Source organism: Pseudomonas fluorescens (assembly GCF_005938625.1).
Classification (GTDB): Bacteria; Pseudomonadota; Gammaproteobacteria; order Pseudomonadales; family Pseudomonadaceae; genus Aquipseudomonas; species Aquipseudomonas fluorescens_BD.
Map to the genome: position 1 here is coordinate 105,320 of NZ_VCNJ01000029.1, position 21,552 is coordinate 126,871.

The window sequence follows — 21,552 nt, forward strand, 5'->3', positions numbered from 1 at the left end:
AGGAGCTGCCGCAGGCTGCGATCTTTTTGTTTCTGGAAATACTGACAACTGGCCACCCTCGCCACATTCGCTGCAACCCTCTACCCTGAGTGCATTGGCAGATTCAAACCTGCCGCCTCAGGACACTGAGCCTCATGTACAAAGATTTGAAGTTTCCGGTGTTGATCGTCCATCGCGATATCAAGGCCGACACGGTCGCCGGTGACCGTATCCGTGGCATCGCCCGGGAGTTGGAGCAGGAAGGTTTCAATATCGTTTCGGCCATCGACTACACCGAAGGGCGGTTGGTGGCGTCGACTCACCATGGCCTCGCGTGCATGCTGATTGCCGCCGAGGATGCCAGCACCAACTCGCATCTGTTGCAGAACATGGCCGAACTGATCGGTCTGGCGCGGGTGCGTGCGCCGGATCTGCCGATCTTCGCCCTCGGCGAGCAGGTCACCCTGGAAAATGCTCCGGCGGATGCCATGGCCGAGCTCAATCAGCTGCGTGGCATTCTCTATCTGTTCGAAGACACCGTGCCGTTTCTGGCCCGCCAGGTCGCGCGGGCGGCGCGCAAGTATCTGGACGGTTTGCTGCCACCGTTTTTCAAGGCGCTGGTGCAGCACACCGCCGATTCCAATTATTCCTGGCACACCCCCGGCCATGGCGGCGGCGTGGCTTATCACAAAAGTCCGGTGGGGCAGGCGTTTCACCAGTTCTTTGGTGAAAACACCCTGCGTTCGGATTTGTCGGTGTCGGTGCCAGAGCTTGGTTCGCTGCTCGATCACACCGGGCCGCTCGCTGAAGCCGAAGCGCGTGCAGCGCGCAATTTCGGCGCCGATCACACCTTTTTCGTGATCAATGGCACCTCGACCGCCAACAAGATTGTCTGGCATTCGATGGTTGCGCGCGACGATCTGGTGCTGGTCGATCGCAACTGCCACAAGTCTGTTTTGCACGCGATCATCATGACCGGCGCGATTCCGTTGTACCTGTGCCCGGAGCGCAACGAGCTGGGGATTATCGGGCCGATTCCGCTGAGCGAATTCAGCCGCGAGTCGATTCAGGCCAAGATCGATGCCAGCCCGCTAACCAAAGGCCGTGCACCGAAAGTCAAACTCGCCGTGGTCACCAACTCGACCTACGACGGCCTCTGCTACAACGCCGAACTGATCAAGCAAAGCCTCGGCAACAGCGTCGAAGTGCTGCATTTCGATGAAGCCTGGTACGCCTATGCGGCGTTTCACGAATTCTTCGCCGGGCGCTATGGTATGGCCACCTCGCGCAGCGCAGACAGCCCGCTGGTGTTCACCACGCATTCCACGCACAAACTGCTCGCCGCGTTCAGTCAGGCCTCGATGATTCATGTACAGGACGGCGGTGCGCGGCAACTGGACCGCGACCGTTTCAACGAAGCGTTCATGATGCACATTTCGACTTCGCCGCAGTACAGCATCATCGCCTCGCTGGATGTCGCGTCGGCGATGATGGAAGGTCCAGCCGGGCGCTCGCTGTTGCAGGAAACCTTTGACGAAGCGCTGAGCTTCCGCCGCGCGCTGGCCAATCTGCGTCAGCACATTGCCGCTGATGACTGGTGGTTTTCAATCTGGCAGCCGCCGGGTGTCGAGGGCATCGACCGCGTGCAGACCGCAGACTGGTTATTGCAACCGGATGCCGAATGGCACGGCTTTAGCGAAGTCAGTGACGATTACGTTTTGCTCGATCCGATCAAGGTCACGCTGGTGATGCCAGGCTTGAACGCTGGCGGTGCGCTGAGCGAGAAGGGCATTCCGGCGGCGGTGGTCAGCAAGTTCCTCTGGGAACGTGGGCTGGTGGTGGAGAAGACCGGGCTGTATTCATTCCTGGTGCTGTTCTCGATGGGCATCACCAAAGGCAAATGGAGCACGCTGCTCACCGAATTGCTCGAATTCAAACGCAGTTACGACGCCAACGTGCGTCTGGAAACCTGTCTGCCGTGTGTGGCGCAAGAAGACACCGGGCGTTATCGCGGCATGGGCCTGCGCGATCTGTGCGATCAGTTGCACGCCTGCTACCGCAGCAACGCCACGGCCAAACACCTTAAACGCATGTACACCGTGCTCCCGGAAATCGCCATGAAGCCGGCCCACGCCTACGATCATCTGGTGCGTGGGGAAGTCGAGGCAGTGCCGATCGATGAGCTGGAAGGGCGCATAGCAGCGGTGATGTTGGTGCCGTATCCACCGGGCATTCCGTTGATCATGCCCGGCGAACGCTTTACCGAATCGACCCGCTCGATTATTGATTACCTGAAATTTGCTCGCACGTTCGATAGCAGCTTCCCCGGTTTTGTCGCGGATGTGCATGGATTGCAGCACGAAGATGAAGGCAATGGACGGCACTACACCGTCGATTGCGTCAAGGAATGAGGAGCTTTGCGAGCATGCGACCGGTCATGAATCCGAAATACCCAGGGCTGTCGGTGCGGGTCGCCGATGAAGGCTTTGCGCCGTATATCTGGGGCAGCGACTTCAGTTTCGAAGTTGCAGCCTATGGCGCCGCCGTGATTGGCCAGCCTGTCGAGCAATGGCGGGTGACGCCGATCGTCCCGTACCGCAAGTGCTACGGCATCGACCCCGAGGAATTCAGCGCTTTCCACAACGCGCCGGACAGCGCGATTTTCATGGCCTATCTCGACGATGAGCCGGTCGGTCATCTGGTGATCAGCACCAACTGGAATGGCTTCGCGCATATCGATGAGCTGGCGGTGCATGCGCCGGCGCGTCGGCATGGCGTGGCCAAGGCGTTGCTGGATGTCGCACAGTTCTGGAGCCGCAAGAAAAAGCTGCCAGGGATCATGCTGGAAACCCAGAACAACAACCTCGGTGCATGTCGGTTGTATGAGCGCTGCGGCTACGTGATTGGTGGTGTGGATCAGTTGCGCTATCGCGGCATTGATCCGAACACCGCCGAAGTGGCGCTGTTCTGGTATCGATTGTTCGATAACCCGCTGGAGAACTCGCTCAGCTCGCCAGCATCGCCTCGGCTTGTTCCGTGATGATCGTCAGTAACGTCTGAATCGCCGATGCCGGTGCGGCGTGCTTGAAGGTCAGGGCATAGAGGCTGATCGGCACGGCCGGCGATAGCGGGCAGGCATCCAGCCCGGCGGCGCGTGCACCCAGTGCGGTGAACGGGTCGACGATGGCCAGGCCTTCGCCGGCCTCGACCATGCTGCGCATCATCTGATGGGTTTGCACGCGGGTCTGGATGTTTGGCGCCGGACGTAGCGCTTGGAGTTTGTTTTCCAGCGCCGGGCTCAGCGGGTCCTGGCCTTCGAGGCCGACCATGGCCTGACCAGCGAGATCTTGCAGGGAAATGTATTTCTGTTTCGGTTGCAGCCAGCCGTGGGGCGCAAGTAATTGCAGCTTGCCTTGGGCCAATGGGCGGCAATCAATGTCGGGATGTTCGGGATCGTGCAGGCTCAAGCCGAGATCGCTTTCGCGCAACAGCAGGCTGCGGACGATATCGCGGGTCGGCGCGCTGAGCAGGCTGCATGGTGCATCCGGCAGACGTCGGCGCAGGGCGGCGAGACTTTGTGGCAATAATTGCTGCGCCAAAGGCGGGGTGCCGATGATGCGCAAGGGCGGGGCGAGGTATTGCCTGAGGCTGCTGGCCAGCCGTTGCACCGGCTCCAGCGCTTCATAGACGTGGGCGATTTCGACCTGCAACGCCCGCGCTTCGGGCGTCGATTGCAAGCGCCCGCGCACGCTGGCGAACAGCATGAACCCCAACTGACTCTCGGCTTCGCGCAAACGCTCTTCGACCTCGGCCACCGGCAACTGCAACCATTCGGCGGCGGTGCCCAGGTGACCGGTCTGCAAGAGCGCCTGAATCACTTCGATATGACGTAAACGCATGCGTGAAGTCCATGTTCAGCAGGTGGGGTCAGTGGCTGAATCCTACCCCAAGTCTGCGCATATGACTTCTGCTCATAACGGCCAGTTATGAAGCGACGGTTGGCTCAGGCTCGCGGATCAGGGTGATGCCGGACTGAACCAGTTCGAATGTCTGGTCGTCGATCTTTTTAATGCGATCGCCAATGGCCAGTCGGTAAATCGGCTCCGAGCCAGTGAGACCGTCGTCCGACGGGTTGGATTCCTGGAACTCATGCACGGAATAAACGCGGCCTTCCGCATCTCTTGCATGGAACTGACCGACGAGTACTGCTGCCATCTGCTTAGAACCTCTGGAGATAAAACGCTTGATTTGCGGCTTGGTAGACCGCCATCAAGGCCTGTAAGTTTTCCTACAGGAAAAAAATATTCAGCACGGGGGAATTTCCCCTCGTGTGCTGGTGGAATCGTCACCGGATCATCTATAACTACTGGCTCCTCCCACGGACCATCGAGAGTCTTCCATGAGCAATGTCTACAACGTCGCTGTAGTGGTCGGTAGCCTGCGCAAAGCATCGATCAATCGCAAGGTCGCCCTGGCACTGGCAGAGCTGGCCCCGGCCAACCTCAAGCTTGAGATTGTCGAAATTGGCGATCTGCCACTTTATAACGAAGACATCGACGGTGATTCACCGCCGGCAGCCTACAGCACTTTCAGGCAAAAAGTGGCTTCATCCGACGCGGTGCTGTTTGTCACGCCCGAATACAACCGTTCGGTGCCGGCGCCGTTGAAGAATGCCATCGACGTTGGTTCGCGGCCTTATGGCAAAGCTGTCTGGAGTGGCAAACCGGGGGCGGTGATCAGCGTATCGCCTGGTGCCATTGGTGGTTTCGGCGCGAATCAACATCTGCGCCAGTCGTTCGTGTTTCTCAATGTGCCGTGCATGCAGCAGCCGGAAGCGTATCTGGGCGGTGCGGGTTCGGCGTTTGATGAGGCGGGCAAGTTGAGTGAGTCGGTGAAACCTTTTCTGCAGAGTTTTATCAATGCCTACGGACAGTTCGTAGAGCAACACAAGAAGTAACCTGTACACGGAACAATGTAGGAGTGAGCCTGCTCGCGATAGCGGTGTGTCAGTCGACCAATTGGTAACTGACAGTCCGCTATCGCGAGCAGGCTCACTCCTACAGGTTTTGTGTTGGCTTCATAACCCCATTTCAATTTAAGGCTGTTGCGGATGCTCGCTGCGTCACTGATTTTCCTGCTGACCATTACCCTTGTCATCTGGCAACCCAAAGGCCTCGGCGTCGGCTGGAGTGCAACGCTTGGCGCGGTGCTGGCGCTGATCTTTGGCGTTGTGCACCTCAGCGACATTCCGCTGGTGTGGCAAATCATCTGGAACGCCACCGGCACTTTCGTCGCGCTGATCATCATCAGCCTGTTGCTCGACGAAGCCGGTTTCTTCAACTGGGCCGCGCTGCACGTGGCGCGTTGGGGACGCGGCAATGGGCGCAAGCTGTTTGCCTTCATGGTGCTGCTCGGCGCGCTGGTGTCGGCGTTGTTTGCCAATGACGGCGCGGCGCTGATTCTCACCCCGATCGTGATTTCGATGCTGCTGGCGCTACGGTTTTCCCCTGCGGCGACATTGGCCTTCGTCATGGGCGCGGGGTTTATTGCGGATACCGCGAGCCTGCCGCTGGTGGTGTCGAACCTGGTCAACATTGTCTCGGCGGACTTCTTTCACATCGGTTTCAACCGCTATGCAGCGGTGATGGTGCCGGTGAACTTCGTCAGCGTGGCGGCGACGCTGGGCATGCTGCTGTGGTTCTTCCGTCGCGACATTCCATCGACGTACGACCCTGAGCAACTCGAACATCCCGAAACCGCGATCCACGACAAAGCCACGTTTTATGCGGGCTGGGCGGTGTTGGTGATTCTCCTGATCGGTTGTTTTGCGCTGGAGCCGCTGGGCATTCCGATCAGTGCGATTTCCGCCGTGTGCGCCGCGCTGTTGCTGGGCATCGCCGCCCGTGGCCACAAGATTTCCACACGCAAGGTGATGAAAGAGGCGCCGTGGCAGATCGTGATTTTCTCGCTGGGCATGTATCTGGTGGTGTATGGCCTGCGCAATGCCGGGCTGACCGGGTATCTCGCCGGTTGGCTGGATGTGTTCGCAGGTCACGGCGTGTGGGGCGCGGCGATGGGCACCGGGGTGCTGACGGCGTTGCTGTCGTCGATCATGAATAACTTGCCGACGGTGTTGATTGGCTTGTTATCGATCGATGCGAGTCAGGCGAGCGGGGTGATCAAGGAAGCGATGATTTATGCCAACGTGATTGGCAGTGACCTGGGGCCGAAGATTACCCCGATTGGCAGTCTGGCCACGTTGTTGTGGCTGCATGTGCTGGAGCGCAAGGGCATTCACATTGGCTGGGGGTATTACTTCCGGGTCGGGATTGTGTTGACGGTGCCGGTGTTGTTGGTGACGTTGGCGGCTTTGGCTGTGCGGCTTTCCCTTTAGACCGAGGTGGCCCATTCGCGAGCAGGCTCGCTCCCACAGGGGAATGTATCTCATCTGCCTACATTTGAAATGCAATCCAAATGTGGGAGCGAGCTTGCTCGCGAAGGGGTCATATCAAACACCAAAAATCTCAGGCCTGGCCGGGTACATTCGGCCAAAGGTCCGACACCAGAAACAACCGCTCAGCCTCTTCCCATTCCCCCCGCGCATTCTCGATCAGGCGCACCATCAACTGCGCCGGAGCCAGCGGCTCAAGATCCTCCAGCCACATCCGTAAATGCTCCAAAGTCCAGGTCTGGTCCGCCGGATAATGCGCCGGTGCCAGCCAGGCATGCCGGGGCAGGGGTTGCCAGCGCCCGGCCGGGCGTTGCGCGACAAACGCCGGCCAATCCTTCTGATGCAACCAGCTGCCGCGCAAATGCTGCGGATGCGCACCGTTCGGTGATTCAGCCTGCCCGGGCCACGGATACAACAAATAACCACCGAGCCACAGCTGCGCGCTGAACACCTCGATATCCAGCGCCGCCAGCACTTCGCGGCTTTCCGGGCGCGCCGAGATTGGCAATTGATGTTCGGCCAGATGCGCCAGTTTACGATCCAGCCGATCATGACAACCCGGCCCCAGCCACTGCGCCGGATCACGACCGTCACCATTCTGCGGGCCGAGATAAAGCTTGATCGCCAGTTCCAGGTGATGCACACCGTCGCGATCACGCAGCAGCATATCCAGTTCGCCGAGGGTGTGGCCCTCACGGCGGATCGGCAGGTTGGCGGCAATCAGCTCAATGCCCGGCGCCTGCTCCACGGCAAACTGCCATAGACGCTCGTAATACAGGCCCAGCCGCCGTGTGCGCGCCTGCGACAACCAATGCAGCAAGCCATAACTGTCGCGGTCGAGCTGGCGCAACCAGTGTTCCAGTCGCTCTGGATCGTGCACCCAATCGCTGCCCGCCAGCGGATGGCGCTGCGGCCACGGTGTGGTGGCGAGCATCGGCGGGGCGAGGATCACCCACGCCAGATCCCGCACTTCCGGGTGGCGTAATTGATGGGGCAACTGCAGCAAGTCGGGAAATAGGATCATCTTGCGAGCATAGCCGTAAACACGAGCACACCCTTGAGGCTGAAAGGATTTTGTCTAACCGGCGCTTTCGCCCATAATCGGGTTTTTCGCGTTTTCGATTGTCCGCAGAGGTCCCATGGAGCAATTTCGTAATATCGGCATCATCGGTCGCCTGGGCAGTTCCCAGGTGCTGGATACCGTCCGCCGACTGAAACGGTTTCTGCTCGACCGGCACCTGCATGTGATCCTCGAAGACACCATCGCTGAAGTGCTGCCGGGCCACGGCCTGCAAACGTCGTCGCGCAAGATGCTCGGTGAAGTCTGCGACATGGTCATCGTCGTCGGCGGTGACGGCAGCCTGCTCGGCGCCGCGCGGGCGCTGGCCAAACACAATATTCCGGTGCTGGGGATCAACCGGGGCAGCCTCGGTTTCCTCACCGACATTCGCCCGGACGAACTGGAAGTCGAAGTTGCCAAGGTGCTCGACGGCCACTACCTGGTGGAAAACCGCTTCCTGTTGCAAGCCGAAGTGCGCCGGCATGCCGAGGCCATCGGTCAGGGCGATGCGCTCAACGATGTCGTGCTGCACCCGGGCAAATCGACGCGGATGATCGAGTTCGAGCTGTACATCGACGGCCAGTTCGTCTGCAGCCAGAAGGCCGACGGCCTGATCGTCGCGACGCCGACCGGTTCCACCGCGTACGCGCTGTCTGCCGGCGGACCGATCATGCATCCCAAGCTCGACGCCATTGTGATTGTGCCGATGTACCCCCATATGTTGTCGAGCCGGCCAATTGTGGTCGATGGCAACAGTGAGCTGAAAATCGTCGTGTCGAAAAACATGCAGATTTACCCGCAAGTCTCCTGCGATGGGCAGAACCACTTCACCTGCGCGCCGGGCGACACCATCACCGTCAGCAAGAAAGCGCAGAAGCTGCGGCTGATTCATCCGCTCGACCACAACTACTACGAAGTCTGCCGCACCAAGCTCGGCTGGGGCAGCAAGCTGGGCGGTGGAGGCGACTGATGCTCGATCCCGCGCGCAGTTATGACTTGATTGGTGACGTGCACGGATGCGCCCTGACCCTCGAACACTTGCTTGACCGCCTCGGTTATCACAAGCAGGGCGGGGTCTGGCGACATCCATCGCGCATGGCCGTGTTCGTCGGCGACATCATCGACCGTGGCCCGCGCATTCGCGAGGCGCTGCACATCGTCCATGACATGGTCGAGGCCGGTCAGGCCTTGTGCATCATGGGCAACCACGAATTCAATGCTCTGGGTTGGAGCACCCCGGCGCCACCGGGCAGCGGCAAGCAGTTCGTGCGCGAACACACGCCGCGCCACGCGCGCCTGCTGCAGGAAACCCTGACACAGTTCGAAGACCATCCTGGCGACTGGCACGATTTTCAGCGCTGGTTCTATGAGCTGCCGCTGTTTGTTGACGCCGGACGCTTCCGCGTTGTGCATGCCTGTTGGGATGCCGGTCTGATCGAACCGTTGCGTGCGCAATTTGCGAACGGCTGCATTGATGAACACTTTCTTCAGGCGTCCGCCGTGCCCGGCAGTTTTGCCTGCACCGTGTTCGACCGTTTGCTGCGCGGCACTGACATGCGCTTGCCGGATGGTCTGACCATGACCAGCGGCGACGGTCTGGTGCGTTCGTTCTTCCGCACCAAGTTCTGGGAAGACGATCCGAAAACCTACGGCGATATCGTCTTCCAGCCCGATGCTCTGCCGGAACCGGTCGCGCAGACGCCGCTGACCTCCAGCGAAAAAAACAACCTGCTGCGCTACGGCGTCGATGAGCCATTGCTGTTCGTCGGCCACTATTGGCGCAGCGGCAAACCGGCGCCGATCCGCCCGAACCTCGCGTGTCTGGATTACAGCGCGGTGCTCTACGGCAAACTGGTCGCCTATCGTCTGGATCAGGAAACGCGTCTGGATCCGCATAAATTTGTCTGGGTCGATGTCGAGCGGCCGGAGGTGCTGCAATGAGTGCGGTAGCGGTATTGCGTCTGCCGTTGGCAGTCGATCTGAGCGGTTTCGTCAAACTGCTGCAACGCATGCAGGTCCCGCATCGGGTCAGCGAAGAGGCCGGCGAACAAGTGCTGTGGGCACCGGCGGAAATCAGTGAAGACGTGCGCTCGCTGTATGAGCGTTTCCCGGCCGGCGATCCCGATCAGCAAATGGACATCCCTGTCGCACCAACCTTCAAGCGCCCGAGTTTCGCCGAGCAACTGAAATACGCCAAGGCCACCGGGTTCATCCTGTTGCTGTGCCTGATTGTTGGCGGGCTGACGTACCTCGGCGAAAACCTGCAAACCCTGCGCTGGCTGACCTTCCTCGATTTTCAGGTGGTCGGCGAGTACATCCATTTCACACCGTTGGCCGACAGTCTGGCGGCGGGGCAGTGGTGGCGTCTGGTCACGCCGATGCTGATCCACTTCGGCATCCTCCACCTGGCCATGAACGGCATGTGGTACTGGGAGCTGGGCCGGCGCATCGAGTCGCGGCAGGGCAGCATCAACCTGATCGGCCTGACGCTGCTGTTCAGCCTGGTGTCCAACTACGCGCAGTTTGCCTGGAGCGGCGCGACCTTGTTTGGCGGCCTGTCGGGCGTGCTTTACGGTTTGCTCGGGCATTGCTGGATCTTCCAGCTGCTGGCGCCGAACCCGGCCTATCGTCTGCCGCGTGGCGTGCTGGTGATGATGCTGGTGTGGTTGCTGGTGTGCATGTCCGGGCTGATCTCGATGATCGGTTTCGGCGAAATCGCCAATGCCGCCCACGTCGGCGGGTTACTCATCGGATGCTTCACCGGTTTGTTGGGTGGTTTGTATAACCGCCGTAAACTGGCCGCCTAAAATTTTCTGTAGATAAAGAGCACGGAGACCCTGATGTCCTCTTTTAACGACATGATCAACAACATTACCCCGGACATCTACGAGAGCCTGAAGCTGGCCGTGGAAATCGGCAAGTGGTCGGACGGTGGCAAACTCACCGCCGAGCAGCGCGAGCTGTCGTTGCAGGCGATGATCGCCTGGGAAATCCAGAACCTGCCGGAAGACCAGCGCACCGGTTACATGGGCCCGCAGGAATGTGCATCGAAGTCGATCGAAGTGCCGAATATCCTGTTCAAGTCGGATGCCATCCATTGATCGAGATTGGCCGCGGTGCAATCAGCAAAATGTCGGCGCGCCTGGACGGGCCGAATGTGCAATACGCGTTTCGTCTGGATGACGTCGAGGTGCCGGTCAATCCGTTGATCGGCACTACGGTGCGTCTGGAATACCTGGGGGCGATCCACTGCACCCATTGCGGGCGCAAGACCAAAACCAGTTTCAGTCAGGGCTATTGCTATCCGTGCATGACCAAACTGGCGCAGTGCGACCTGTGCATCATGAGCCCGGAGCGTTGCCACTATGACGCCGGCACCTGCCGCGATCCAGCGTGGGGCGAGCAGTTCTGCATGACCGATCATGTGGTTTACCTGTCCAATTCGTCGGGCATCAAGGTTGGCATCACTCGTGCTACGCAACTGCCGACTCGCTGGATCGATCAGGGTGCGTGTCAGGCGTTGCCGATCATGCGCGTTGCAACGCGGCAGCAATCGGGCTTTGTTGAAGATCTGTTCCGCAGTCAGGTGGCCGACAAGACCAACTGGCGCGCGTTGCTCAAGGGCGATGCGGTAGCGGTCGATCTGGCGCAAGTGCGCGATCAACTGTTCGAGAGTTGCGCTGAAGGTCTGCAAGGCTTGCAAGAGCGATTCGGCCTACAAGCCATTCAGACGATTGCCGATGTAGAACCGCTGGAAATCCGCTACCCGGTCGAGCAATACCCGGCCAAAATCGTTAGCTTCAACCTGGACAAGAACCCGATTGCCGAAGGCACGTTGTTGGGGATCAAGGGCCAGTACCTGATCTTCGACACCGGCGTGATCAACATTCGCAAGTACACGGCCTATCAGCTCGCCGTGCATCAATAAGGACGCCAGCATGCGCACCGAACAACCGAAGATGATTTACCTGAAGGACTATCAGGCGCCCGAGTACCTGATCGACGAAACACACCTGACCTTCGAGTTGTTCGAGGATCACAGCCTGGTGCACGCGCAGTTGGTCATGCGCCGCAACCCGGCGCGTGGCCCGGGCCTGCCGCCGCTGGTGCTCGATGGCCAGCAGCTGGAATTGCTCTCGGTGACCCTGGCCGATAAAGAGCTTGGCGCTGCTGACTATCAATTGTCCGAGAATCATCTGACCCTGCAGCCGACCGCCGAAACCTTCACGGTCGACACCAGCGTCAAGATCCACCCGGAAACCAACACCGCGCTCGAAGGCCTGTACAAGTCCGGCACGATGTTCTGCACCCAGTGCGAAGCCGAAGGTTTCCGCAAGATCACCTATTACCTCGACCGCCCGGACGTGATGAGCAAGTTCACCACCACCGTGGTCGCCGAGCAGCACAGCTATCCGGTATTGCTCTCCAACGGCAACCCGATTGCCAGTGGCCCCGGCGAAGACGGCCGGCACTGGGCGACCTGGGAAGACCCGTTCATGAAACCGGCGTACCTGTTCGCGCTGGTGGCCGGTGACTTGTGGTGCGTCGAAGACACTTTTACCACCATGACCAACCGCAACGTTGCACTGCGCATCTATGTCGAGCCGGAAAACATCGACAAGTGCCAGCACGCGATGAACAGCCTGAAGAAGTCGATGCGCTGGGACGAAGAGGTCTACGGTCGCGAGTACGATCTGGACATCTTCATGATCGTCGCCGTGAATGACTTCAACATGGGCGCGATGGAGAACAAGGGCCTCAACATCTTCAACTCCAGCGCCGTACTGGCCCGCGCCGAAACCGCTACCGACGCCGCGCATCAGCGCGTTGAAGCGATCGTCGCTCATGAATACTTCCACAACTGGTCGGGCAACCGCGTGACCTGCCGCGACTGGTTCCAGCTGTCGCTGAAAGAAGGCTTCACCGTATTCCGCGATTCCGGCTTCTCGGCCGACATGAACTCGGCCACGGTCAAGCGCATTCAGGACGTCGCCTATCTGCGTACCCACCAGTTCGCTGAAGATGCAGGTCCCATGGCTCACGCCGTGCGCCCGGACAGCTTCATCGAAATCTCCAACTTCTACACCCTGACCGTGTACGAAAAGGGTTCGGAAGTGGTCGGCATGATCCACACCTTGCTCGGTGCCGAAGGCTTCCGTAAGGGCAGCGATCTGTACTTCGAGCGCCATGACGGTCAGGCAGTCACCTGCGACGATTTCATCAAGGCCATGGAAGATGCCAACGGCGTCGACCTGACCCAGTTCAAGCGCTGGTACAGCCAGGCCGGCACGCCGCGTCTGGCGGTGAGCGAGTCTTACGACGCTGCCGCAAAAACCTACAGCTTGACCTTCCGTCAGAGCTGCCCGGAAACCCCGGACAAGGTCGAAAAACTGCCGTTCGTGATCCCGGTCGAGCTCGGCCTGCTCGACAGCAAGGGCAACGAAATTGCCCTGCGTCTGAGCGGCGAAGCGGCGGCGCAAGGCACCACTCGCGTGATCTCGGTGACCGAAGCCGAGCAGACCTTCACCTTCGTCGACATCGCTGAGCAACCGCTGCCATCGTTGCTGCGCGGCTTCTCGGCGCCGGTGAAACTGAGCTTCCCGTACAACCGCGATCAGTTGATGTTCCTGATGCAGCACGACAGCGACGGCTTCAACCGCTGGGATGCCGGTCAGCAGCTGTCGGTGCAAGTGCTGCAAGAGTTGATCGGCCAGCAGCAGAAGGGCGAGAGCCTGAAGCTTGACCCGCGTCTGGTGTCGGCACTGCGCACTGTCCTGTCGGACGAATCGCTGGATCAGGCGATGGTCGCGGAAATGCTCTCGTTGCCGGGTGAGGCGTACCTCACTGAAATCAGCGAAGTGGCTGACGTCGATGCGATTCATATCGCCCGTGAGTTCGCTCGTCAGCAATTGGCAGAAGGTTTGTTCGAAGCGCTGTGGCTGCGTTATCAGGCCAATCGTGACCTGTCGAAGCAAACCCCGTATGTGGCCGAGGCCGAGCACTTCGCCCGTCGCGCGCTGCAGAACATTGCGCTGTCGTACCTGATGCTCAGCGGCAAGCCGGAAGTCCTGGCGGCGGCGCTGGAGCAGTTCGAGAGCGCCGACAACATGACCGAGCGGTTGACGGCGCTGGCGGTGTTGGTCAACTCGCCGTTCGAAGAGCAGAAGGCATTGGCGCTGGCCAGTTTCGCCGAGCACTTCAAGGACAACCCGTTGGTCATGGATCAGTGGTTCAGCGTGCAGGCCGGCAGCACCTTGCCGGGCGGCCTGGAGCGGGTGAAAGCGTTGATGCAGCACCCGGCGTTCAACATCAAGAACCCGAACAAGGTGCGTGCGCTGGTCGGCGCGTTTGCCGGGCAGAACCTGATCAACTTCCACGCGGCGGACGGCTCGGGTTATCGCTTCCTCGCGGATCTGGTGATTGAGCTGAACGGCTTCAACCCGCAGATCGCTTCGCGCCAACTGGCGCCGCTGACCCGCTGGCGTAAATATGACGCGGCGCGGCAGGCGTTGATGAAGGCTGAGCTGGAGCGGATTCGGGCGTCGGGGCAGTTGTCGAGTGACGTGTATGAGGTGGTGAGCAAAAGCCTGGCTTGATGGTGTTTTGGCGTCGGTGTTCCAGCTTTGGAGCGGCCCTCACCCTAACCCTCTCCCAGTGGGAGAGGGGACTGACCGAGGTGTCTTTGCGCTATACACCGACCTGAAAGTGCGGAGTCGAGCTCAGATTCTGAAACAGATCAAAAGCCCCTCACCCTAACCCTCTCCCAGTGGGAGAGGGGACTGACCGGGGTGTCTTTGCGCTATACGCCGACCTGAAAGTCCGGAGTCGAACTCAGATTTTGAACAGCATGAAGATCGGCTCCCTTTCCCCCTCGCCCCCCTGGGGGAGAGGGCTGGGGTGAGGGGGTAAGATGTAAGCCTCACCACAAAGCCCAAGCCATATACATAAAAAACGCCGCATTAATCAATGCGGCGTTTTTTTTTGACTGAAAGTTACTTCACGTCAAACCGGTCCAGGTTGGTGACCTTCGTCCAAGCCGCGACAAAGTCCTTAACAAACTGCTCCTTCGCATCCGCACTCGCATACACCTCGGCCAATGCGCGCAATTGCGCGTTGGAACCGAATACCAGATCCACCCGGGTCGCCGTCCATTTCACGCTGCCGCTTTTGCGGTCGCGTCCCTCGAACTCGTCAGCATCCCTTGAAGTGGGCTTCCACTCCACGCCCATGTCCAGCAGGTTGGTGAAGAAGTCGTTGGTCAGCGCTTCAGTTTGCGAAGTGAACACACCATGCCGGGTTTGCCCGACATTGGTATTCAGCACCCGCAAACCACCCAGCAACACAGTCATTTCCGGCGCGGTGAGGGTGAGCAATTGTGCCTTGTCGATCAGCAGCGCCTCGGCCGACACGGTGTATTTGCCTTTGCTGTAGTTGCGGAAGCCATCGGCAATCGGTTCAAGGAAACCGAACGAGTCGACATCGGTTTGCTCTTGGCTGGCGTCCGTACGCCCCGGATTGAACGGCACGGAGACGGAGTGCCCGGCGTTTTTCGCCGCTTGTTCGATCCCGGCATTCCCGGCCAACACGATCAGGTCCGCCAGCGAGACTTTCTTGCCAGCGCCGCCGCCATTGAACTCGTTCTGAATGCCCTCAAGGGTTTGCAGCACTTTGGCCAACTGCTCCGGCTGATTGGCCTGCCAGAATTTCTGCGGTGCCAGACGCAGACGTCCACCGTTGGCGCCACCGCGTTTGTCCGAACCACGGAACGTTGACAGTGCCGCCCAAGCCGTCGAGACCAGTTGCGAAACGGATAGGCCCGACTCAAGGATTTTGCTTTTCAGTGCCGCGGCGTCGCTGTCGTCGATCAGCGGGTGCGTGACGTCTGGAATCGGATCCTGCCACAGCAGTTCTTCGCTCGGCAGTTCCGGGCCGAGGTAGCGCGACAGCGGGCCCATGTCGCGGTGGATCAGTTTGTACCAGGCGCGGGCGAAGGCGTCGGCCAGTTGATCCGGGTTGGCGAGGAAGCGCCGGGAGATCTGCTCGTAGGCCGGATCGAAACGCAGCGCCAGGTCGGAGGTGAGCATGGTCGGCGAAAGCTTTTTGCTCGGATCATGGGCGTGGGGAACGGTGCCGGCACCGGCGCCGTTTTTCGGAATCCACTGGTGGGCACCGGCCGGGCTTTTGCTCAGCTCCCACTCGAAGCCGAACAGGTTTTCCAGGTAGTTGTTGCTCCACTTTGTTGGCGTGGTCGTCCAGGTCACTTCGAGGCCGCTGGTGATGGTGTCCGCCCCCTTGCCGGTACCAAAAGCGTTGCGCCAGCCCAGACCTTGCTCTTCAAGCCCAGCGGCCTCCGGTTCGGCGCCGACATTATCGGCAGGCCCGGCGCCGTGGGTTTTACCGAAGGCGTGACCGCCAGCGATCAGCGCCACGGTTTCTTCATCGTTCATGGCCATGCGGCCAAAGGTTTCGCGGATATCGTGGGCCGAGGCCACCGGGTCCGGATTACCTTCAGGACCTTCAGGGTTAACGTAGATCAGGCCCATTTGCACGGCGGCGAGGGGGTTTTCCAGATTGCGTTCGCCCTGGTCGGTGCGGCTTTCCTCTTTACCGTGCAAGTCCGGCTCGGCCACCAGTGTGCCGTCACCGGGCTCCTGCATCGGCGCCTTGTCCTTGCCATAGCGACTGTCGCCGCCGAGCCATTCGTGTTCCGAACCCCAGTAAACGTCCTCGTCCGGTTCCCAGACATCGGCGCGGCCACCGGAATAGCCGAAGGTTTTGAAACCCATCGATTCCAGCGCGACGTTACCGGTGAGGACAATCAGATCCGCCCAGGAAATGTTGCGGCCATATTTCTGTTTGATCGGCCACAGCAGGCGCCGGGCCTTGTCGAGGCTGACGTTGTCCGGCCAACTGTTCAGTGGCGCAAAACGTTGCTGACCGGAGCCGGCGCCACCACGGCCATCGGCGGTGCGATAGGTGCCGGCGCTGTGCCAGGCCATGCGCACGAAGAGAGGGCCGTAGTGCCCGAAGTCGGCCGGCCACCAGTCCTGAGAGTCGGTCATCAATGCGGTGAGGTCTTGTTTCAGCGCCTGGAAATCCAGGCTCTTGAAGGCTTTGGCGTAGTCGAAGTCCTTGCCCAACGGATCGGACTTGGGCGAGTGCTGAGTCAGGATTTTCAGGTTGAGTTGATTCGGCCACCAGTCACGGTTCGTCGTACCACCACCGGCGGCGTGGTTGAACGGGCATTTCGATTCGTTTGCCATGTTCGGGTCCTTATCAGGTCTGCTACGGCCGGCTCGTGCCGACTTCGGACTAGTAAGGCTAGACCCGACTTGGAGAGTCAGCTAATAGGCCGACTATTGGGCGCCGATAGGTAAAGTCTTTCAGCGTTTTTCGGAGCGCTTCACGGATGAGCCGAAAGCGGCTGCATGCTGGAAACACGCGTTGTTGAGCCTCTGCAAAAAAACAAAAGTGAAAATCGTGATGACAGGAAGAAATGTTATTGTATAACATCAAATTCGTTTCATTCTGTTTCTGTCAGTGTTTTCTGCAAGCGCTGCCAGCGATCTTCACTTTTCAGCGCATGGAAATTCTGCAATGCCTGCCCGTTCTAATCCCCTGCAACGACGCCTCAATCCGTTGGCCGCCGCGCTGCTTTTTGCATCCCCTGTGTTTGCCGCCGACACTCTCGAACTGCAACCGCAAGTCATCACTGGCAATCCACTCGGCAGCCAGACACTCGCTTCGCCATCGACCGTGCTCAGCGGCGATGACCTCACGTTTCAACAGAAGGGCAGCCTGGGAGAAACCCTGAACAAGCAACCCGGTGTGTCTTCGTCGTACTTCGGCCCGGGTGCGAGCCGACCAATCATTCGCGGCCAGGACGGTGACCGCATCCGCATCTTGCGCAACGGTGTCGGCGCGCTGGATGCCTCGTCGCTGTCTTACGATCACGCGGTGCCGCTGGATCCGGTCAACGTCGAGCGCGTTGAAATCGTCCGTGGCCCAGCGGCTCTGCTGTACGGTGGCAGCGCCATTGGCGGGGTGGTCAACACCTTCGATAACCGCATCCCGACTGAGGCCATCGATGGCATTCATGGCGCTGGTGAGTTGCGTTATGGCGGTGCCGATACCACACGCAGCAGCGCCGGCAAACTGGAGGCCGGTAACGGCCAATTCGCTTTGCATCTGGACGCTAGCGCCCGCGAGTTCAATGACCTGAAAATTCCCGGTTACGCGAGAACCAGCCGCGAACGCGCAAACGACGACGGCGATTCGAAAAAGCATCGCCTGGGCAACAGCGATGGTCGACAGGACGGCGGCGCGGTCGGCGGGTCGTACACCTGGGACGACGGTTATGCCGGCCTGTCCTACAGCAACTACGACTCCAACTACGGTTCGCCCGCTGAACAAGATGTGCGCATCCGCATGCAACAAGAGCACTACGCCTTCGCCTCGGAGATACGCAATCTCGATGGGCCGTTCAGTTCGATCAAACTGGATGCCGGTTACACCGATTACGAACATCGCGAAATCGAAGGCGGCGAGGTCGGTACGACGTTCAAGAACAAAGGTTACGAGGCACGGGTCGAGGCGCGGCACCAGCCGTTGGGGCCGTTCAATGGCGTGATCGGTGCGCAGGTCAGCCGCAACGAGTTTTCGGCACTCGGCGAAGAAGCGTTCGTGCCGCAGACCGATACCGATGCCGCTGCGTTGTTCATTCTTGAAGAATTGCAAGCCACCGATCGACTGCTGTTCACCCTCGGCGGACGCCTTGAGCACACCACAGTTGACCCGGATGCCAAGGGTAACGAGCGCTTCGCCAGCGCCGACCGCACCAGCAGTTTCACCGCGGGCAGTCTTTCCTCTGGCGCGGTGTACACCCTGACGCCGATCTGGTCGGTGGCCGCGACGCTGGGCTACACCGAGCGCGCACCGACGTTCTATGAGCTTTACGCAAACGGTGCCCACGTAGCGACCGGCACCTATGAAGTCGGCGATGCCGGGCTGTCGAAGGAAAAAGCCGTGTCCAGCGACCTCGCGTTGCGTTTCGATAACGGCACGCACAAGGGCAGTGTAGGGGTGTTCTACAGCCACTTTTCCAATTACATCGGTTTGCTCGGCACGGGCCGAACGCTGAATGATGAGGGCGAAGAGGACGCTGACGGTATTCCTGAATACACCTATTCCGGCGTGCGGGCGCGCTTCAGCGGCATTGAAGCGCAGGATCACTGGAAGCTTGGCGAAAGCGCCTACGGCAAATTTGCCCTGGAAGTGTCTGGCGATTACACCCGAGCGAAGAACCTCGACACCGGCGAAGACTTGCCACGCATCGCACCGCTGCGGTTCAACACCGGGCTGCTGTGGGAACTGGACAAGTGGCAGGCGCGCATCGATATCGAACACGCCAGTTCACAACATCGCGTGCCGGACAATGAAAGCAGCACTGACGGTTACACCACGCTCGGCGCCAATGTGGGCTATCACTTCGATGTCGGCCAGAGCCAATGGCTGGCCTTCGTCAATGCCGAGAACCTGACCAATCAAACCGTGCGTTATGCCAGTTCGATCCTGCGCGACATTGCGCCGGCGCAAGGGCGCAGCATTCAGGTCGGGTTGCGTACGACGTTCTGACAAACACTGATTGCCGCTGAAGGAGTTGCCGCAGGCTGCGATCTTTTGATCTCTATTTTAAAAGCGAAAGATCGTCCGATCGCGGCCCGAGCCTGCGGCAGCTCCTACACGGGCGTGATCAGGTGGATTGAGCCGTGTCGTCATCCGGCACGTCGTCAAGGATGTCCTCTTGCCCCGGCAACTCAGTGATCACACTGAAATCCGTCACTTCAACCGCACCCAATCCATACCCCAGCAAATGGAAAGAAAACGCTTTGCGCTCTTGCGGGTTGTCGAAGCTGAAGTTCATTTCCAGTGGCTGGTCGGCGGTTGCCACCATCTCCTGTGGCAAACCGATCTGCACATCCTGTTCAAACTCCTTGGCCTTGAGTTGAATATACGCGGCCTGTTGCGGGTCAACCGAACGCACGGTCAGGCGTACGCGGGTGTGCGAGCCTTTGGGCATTTCCAGGTATTGCGCGCCGATCAGGTTATCGGCCCAGTCATCCTTGATCTGCGCTTGCAGCGGGATGACGTTGGTGCTGCCGAATTGATAGCGATGATTGAGTGGCGTGCGCAGCAGTGACAGGTCGAGGGCATTGGCGCGGGCGGCGATTTGCCGGGCCGGGTGGCCGCTGTAGTTGCCTTTATAAGTGGCGCTTTCAGCGATGAAACCGGCGCTTTCGTAATAGCGGCAGCGACGCGGCATGTCGCACTCGGAAAAGATCCCCTGACCGTTGTGATAGCGCAGCTTGCCGTTGGTGAATGACATGATTTCGCGGCCGCTGTCATAGTCGCGAAACAGCGAGCGACCGCTCAGCGCGGAGGGCACCGGCAGGTCGAAGTAATCGAGAATCGACGTACTCAGATCGACGTGGCCATACACACCTTTGTTCAGCCGTGGCAGTTGTTCATGTTCCGGCGCCAGGGTCAGATTGAAGCCCCATGAAGACGCGAGGCGCACGCCGTCGATGCCGTGGGATTCGTCCGAGGTGATCACCACCAGCGTGTCTTTCAATACGCCCTGACGTTCGAGGCCGCGGAGGAACTGTTCCAGCGCATCGTCGAGATAACCGACGGCCGCCTGTTTTGGCGTTTCGTAGCGCTCCAGATATTCCTCGGGCGCGGAGTAGGGCTGATGCGTGCCAACGGTCAGCAATGTCAGCATCCAAGGTTTTTTCTGCTTTTTCAGTTGGCCGACATAGTCCAACGCGCCTTCGAAAAACGCCTTGTCATCCTTGCCCCACGGGAACTCCAGATAGTTGCTGTTGGTGAACCATTCCAGACCATGAGTTGCATCGAAACCGATGTGCGGCATGATCTTGTCTTTGGCCATGAAGCGCAGCCCGGCACCTTGCAGATAGTGCGTGCTGAAGCCGTGTTCACGCAGTTGCGCCGGCAGGCAGGCCTGATTGCGCTCGTTGAGGGTGAGCATTTCCACACCCTTGGGCGTGCCGTTGTTGAGCTTGTCGTAATCGCCGCAAAGCATCGCGTACAGACCGCGAATGGTCTGGTGGGTATGCAGCACGTAATCCGGGGTGTTCATGCCGCGCTCGGCCCAGCGGCTGAGGTTGGGCATCAGGTCTTCCTGATAGTGGCTACCGATCGCCTCGCGGTTGGCGCGAATGTAGGCGCCGGGAATGCCTTCGAGGGCGATGATCAGCACATTGCGCGCTTGCCCCGGCGCGGCCAGCAGTTTCTGCCCGTTGAGGTCGACGTCGGTGAGCCCGGCCATGGCCGGCGCGGTTTCTTCGACATCACCGTCCAGCCATTCCTCGCCCCGAATCTGCAGATCGGCGACCTCGGTGGCGAGCAACTGGTGCGGCAGGTTGTACTGGCGCCACGGGTCTGCTTCGCTCGGCCACAGGTTTTGCGCACCCCAGTGTGCGGCGAACAGCACCAGCGGCGCGCCCCAGACAGCACGGGGGAGGGCCGGACGCGGCATGCCATGGCCGGCAAACTGGGTCAGCAGCCAGAACACCAGAGCCAGCAGCAAAGTGATGCCCAATGCCGGATGCGCCAGCCCGCCACCCGTGGAGTTCTCCACGAACTGCGGGTCGATCAGATAATGAATGTCGGAAGGCGTAGGCAGACGACCGACAGCGCTGACCAGTTCAGCGGTTGCCACTGCCAGCAATCCCCAGAACAGCAGCGCCGGCAAGGCCAGCCACCAGGCACGACGATGCAGCAAAACCACCAACAGACTGCCGATGGCCAGATCCGACAAATAACCCAGCGGTGCCGACCAGCCCAGTGCCGCACGCAGGCACACCGGCACCACCAGCACCAGAACAATCAGCGAAAAGAGGCGGGCATGCGGCTGCCGCAACCGGTTAAAAAGAGCGCTCACAAAAAAGACCTTCCAGCCATTAAATCGTCATAAAAGTGTGCGCGATGATACCAAGGGTGAGCTGTCTGATCGCCCTTTAAAACGCACAGCTGATGCGCT

Annotated in this window: 16 protein-coding genes; 11 read left to right on the forward strand and 5 right to left on the reverse strand. The window is 59.8% G+C overall.

Annotation, left to right across the window (positions count from 1 at the left end; all coding sequences use genetic code 11):
• The first annotated feature begins 134 nt into the window (after positions 1–134).
• Positions 135–2,390, forward strand: coding sequence for an Orn/Lys/Arg decarboxylase N-terminal domain-containing protein (locus FGA82_RS18710; protein ID WP_141128200.1), 2,256 nt, complete (start codon positions 135–137; stop codon positions 2,388–2,390).
• A 14-nt stretch (positions 2,391–2,404) separates the two neighbouring features.
• Positions 2,405–3,019, forward strand: coding sequence for a GNAT family N-acetyltransferase (locus FGA82_RS18715; protein ID WP_141128201.1), 615 nt, complete (start codon positions 2,405–2,407; stop codon positions 3,017–3,019).
• Here FGA82_RS18715 and FGA82_RS18720 read toward each other — a convergent pair.
• Together FGA82_RS18720 and FGA82_RS18725 are read right to left on the reverse strand one after the other, a co-directional pair.
• Entirely contained in the window at positions 2,985–3,878 is an 894-nt protein-coding gene (locus FGA82_RS18720; protein ID WP_141128202.1) for a LysR family transcriptional regulator, read from the reverse strand. The two genes, FGA82_RS18715 and FGA82_RS18720, sit on opposite strands and share 35 nt — an antisense overlap.
• 85 nt (positions 3,879–3,963) lie before the next feature.
• A complete protein-coding gene (locus FGA82_RS18725) occupies positions 3,964–4,194 on the reverse strand; it encodes a hypothetical protein (RefSeq protein WP_141128203.1) in 231 nt (76 codons plus the stop codon).
• A 184-nt stretch (positions 4,195–4,378) separates the two neighbouring features.
• Between FGA82_RS18725 and FGA82_RS18730 the strand changes: the two genes are divergently transcribed.
• Positions 4,379–4,936: an NADPH-dependent FMN reductase gene (locus FGA82_RS18730; protein ID WP_108226072.1), complete on the forward strand. Its 558-nt coding sequence runs from the start codon at positions 4,379–4,381 to the stop codon at positions 4,934–4,936.
• 153 nt (positions 4,937–5,089) lie between these two features.
• On the forward strand, positions 5,090–6,373 hold the full coding sequence (locus FGA82_RS18735; RefSeq protein ID WP_141128204.1) for an arsenic transporter: 1,284 nt from the start codon (positions 5,090–5,092) through the stop codon (positions 6,371–6,373).
• Between the two features lie 130 nt (positions 6,374–6,503).
• On the opposite strand, the gene FGA82_RS18740 is transcribed toward FGA82_RS18735, so the two are convergent.
• The gene (locus FGA82_RS18740; protein ID WP_141128205.1) at positions 6,504–7,454 is read right to left on the reverse strand and encodes a DUF1853 family protein; all 951 of its coding nucleotides are present in this window, start codon (positions 7,452–7,454) and stop codon (positions 6,504–6,506) included.
• A gap of 115 nt (positions 7,455–7,569) precedes the next feature.
• Between FGA82_RS18740 and FGA82_RS18745 the strand changes: the two genes are divergently transcribed.
• Genes FGA82_RS18745 through pepN form a run of 6 tightly spaced genes read left to right on the forward strand, consistent with a single transcriptional unit; the run spans position 7,570 to position 14,086 of the window.
• Positions 7,570–8,460, forward strand: coding sequence for an NAD(+) kinase (locus FGA82_RS18745; protein WP_003224174.1), 891 nt, complete (start codon positions 7,570–7,572; stop codon positions 8,458–8,460).
• Positions 8,460–9,431, forward strand: coding sequence for a metallophosphoesterase (locus FGA82_RS18750; RefSeq protein WP_141128206.1), 972 nt, complete (start codon positions 8,460–8,462; stop codon positions 9,429–9,431). Before FGA82_RS18745 ends, FGA82_RS18750 begins: the two co-directional genes overlap by 1 nt.
• Positions 9,428–10,297 (forward strand): rhomboid family intramembrane serine protease, encoded by an 870-nt coding sequence (locus FGA82_RS18755; protein ID WP_038366006.1) that lies wholly within the window; start codon positions 9,428–9,430, stop codon positions 10,295–10,297. The genes FGA82_RS18750 and FGA82_RS18755 overlap by 4 nt, the downstream gene beginning before the upstream one ends.
• A 33-nt stretch (positions 10,298–10,330) precedes the next feature.
• Positions 10,331–10,591: a YeaC family protein gene (locus tag FGA82_RS18760; RefSeq protein ID WP_007919229.1), complete on the forward strand. Its 261-nt coding sequence runs from the start codon at positions 10,331–10,333 to the stop codon at positions 10,589–10,591.
• Complete coding sequence (locus FGA82_RS18765; RefSeq protein WP_141128207.1) at positions 10,588–11,418, forward strand: DUF2797 domain-containing protein; 831 nt, start codon at positions 10,588–10,590, stop codon at positions 11,416–11,418. Before FGA82_RS18760 ends, FGA82_RS18765 begins: the two co-directional genes overlap by 4 nt.
• Positions 11,419–11,428: 10 nt before the next feature.
• The gene (gene pepN, locus FGA82_RS18770; protein WP_141128208.1) at positions 11,429–14,086 is read left to right on the forward strand and encodes an aminopeptidase N; all 2,658 of its coding nucleotides are present in this window, start codon (positions 11,429–11,431) and stop codon (positions 14,084–14,086) included.
• A gap of 396 nt (positions 14,087–14,482) precedes the next feature.
• Here the strand turns inward: pepN and katG are convergent, their stop codons facing one another.
• The gene (gene katG, locus FGA82_RS18775; protein ID WP_141128209.1) at positions 14,483–16,753 is read right to left on the reverse strand and encodes a catalase/peroxidase HPI; all 2,271 of its coding nucleotides are present in this window, start codon (positions 16,751–16,753) and stop codon (positions 14,483–14,485) included.
• A 334-nt stretch (positions 16,754–17,087) separates the two neighbouring features.
• Here katG and FGA82_RS18780 point away from each other — a divergent pair, with 334 nt between their 5' ends.
• A complete protein-coding gene (locus FGA82_RS18780) occupies positions 17,088–19,124 on the forward strand; it encodes a TonB-dependent receptor (RefSeq protein ID WP_141128210.1) in 2,037 nt (678 codons plus the stop codon).
• A 118-nt stretch (positions 19,125–19,242) separates the two neighbouring features.
• Here FGA82_RS18780 and FGA82_RS18785 read toward each other — a convergent pair whose 3' ends face one another.
• Positions 19,243–21,453 carry an LTA synthase family protein gene (locus FGA82_RS18785; RefSeq protein WP_141128211.1) on the reverse strand — a complete coding sequence of 737 codons (2,211 nt, stop codon included), beginning with the start codon at positions 21,451–21,453 and terminating at the stop codon, positions 19,243–19,245.
• Positions 21,454–21,552: the final 99 nt, after the last annotated feature.

Excerpts from the sequence above, each read along its gene's own strand:
- FGA82_RS18760 (WP_007919229.1), top strand. The coding sequence starts at position 10,331 with ATGTCCTCTTTTAACGACATGATCAACAACATTACCCCGGACATCTAC.
- FGA82_RS18745 (WP_003224174.1), top strand. The coding sequence starts at position 7,570 with ATGGAGCAATTTCGTAATATCGGCATCATCGGTCGCCTGGGCAGTTCC.
- FGA82_RS18710 (WP_141128200.1), top strand. The coding sequence starts at position 135 with ATGTACAAAGATTTGAAGTTTCCGGTGTTGATCGTCCATCGCGATATC.
- FGA82_RS18740 (WP_141128205.1), bottom strand. The coding sequence starts at position 7,454 with ATGATCCTATTTCCCGACTTGCTGCAGTTGCCCCATCAATTACGCCAC.
- FGA82_RS18720 (WP_141128202.1), bottom strand. The coding sequence starts at position 3,878 with ATGCGTTTACGTCATATCGAAGTGATTCAGGCGCTCTTGCAGACCGGT.
- FGA82_RS18780 (WP_141128210.1), top strand. The coding sequence starts at position 17,088 with ATGCCTGCCCGTTCTAATCCCCTGCAACGACGCCTCAATCCGTTGGCC.
- FGA82_RS18715 (WP_141128201.1), top strand. The coding sequence starts at position 2,405 with ATGCGACCGGTCATGAATCCGAAATACCCAGGGCTGTCGGTGCGGGTC.
- FGA82_RS18725 (WP_141128203.1), bottom strand. The coding sequence starts at position 4,194 with ATGGCAGCAGTACTCGTCGGTCAGTTCCATGCAAGAGATGCGGAAGGC.
- pepN (WP_141128208.1), top strand. The coding sequence starts at position 11,429 with ATGCGCACCGAACAACCGAAGATGATTTACCTGAAGGACTATCAGGCG.
- FGA82_RS18730 (WP_108226072.1), top strand. The coding sequence starts at position 4,379 with ATGAGCAATGTCTACAACGTCGCTGTAGTGGTCGGTAGCCTGCGCAAA.
- FGA82_RS18750 (WP_141128206.1), top strand. The coding sequence starts at position 8,460 with ATGCTCGATCCCGCGCGCAGTTATGACTTGATTGGTGACGTGCACGGA.
- katG (WP_141128209.1), bottom strand. The coding sequence starts at position 16,753 with ATGGCAAACGAATCGAAATGCCCGTTCAACCACGCCGCCGGTGGTGGT.
- FGA82_RS18735 (WP_141128204.1), top strand. The coding sequence starts at position 5,090 with ATGCTCGCTGCGTCACTGATTTTCCTGCTGACCATTACCCTTGTCATC.
- FGA82_RS18755 (WP_038366006.1), top strand. The coding sequence starts at position 9,428 with ATGAGTGCGGTAGCGGTATTGCGTCTGCCGTTGGCAGTCGATCTGAGC.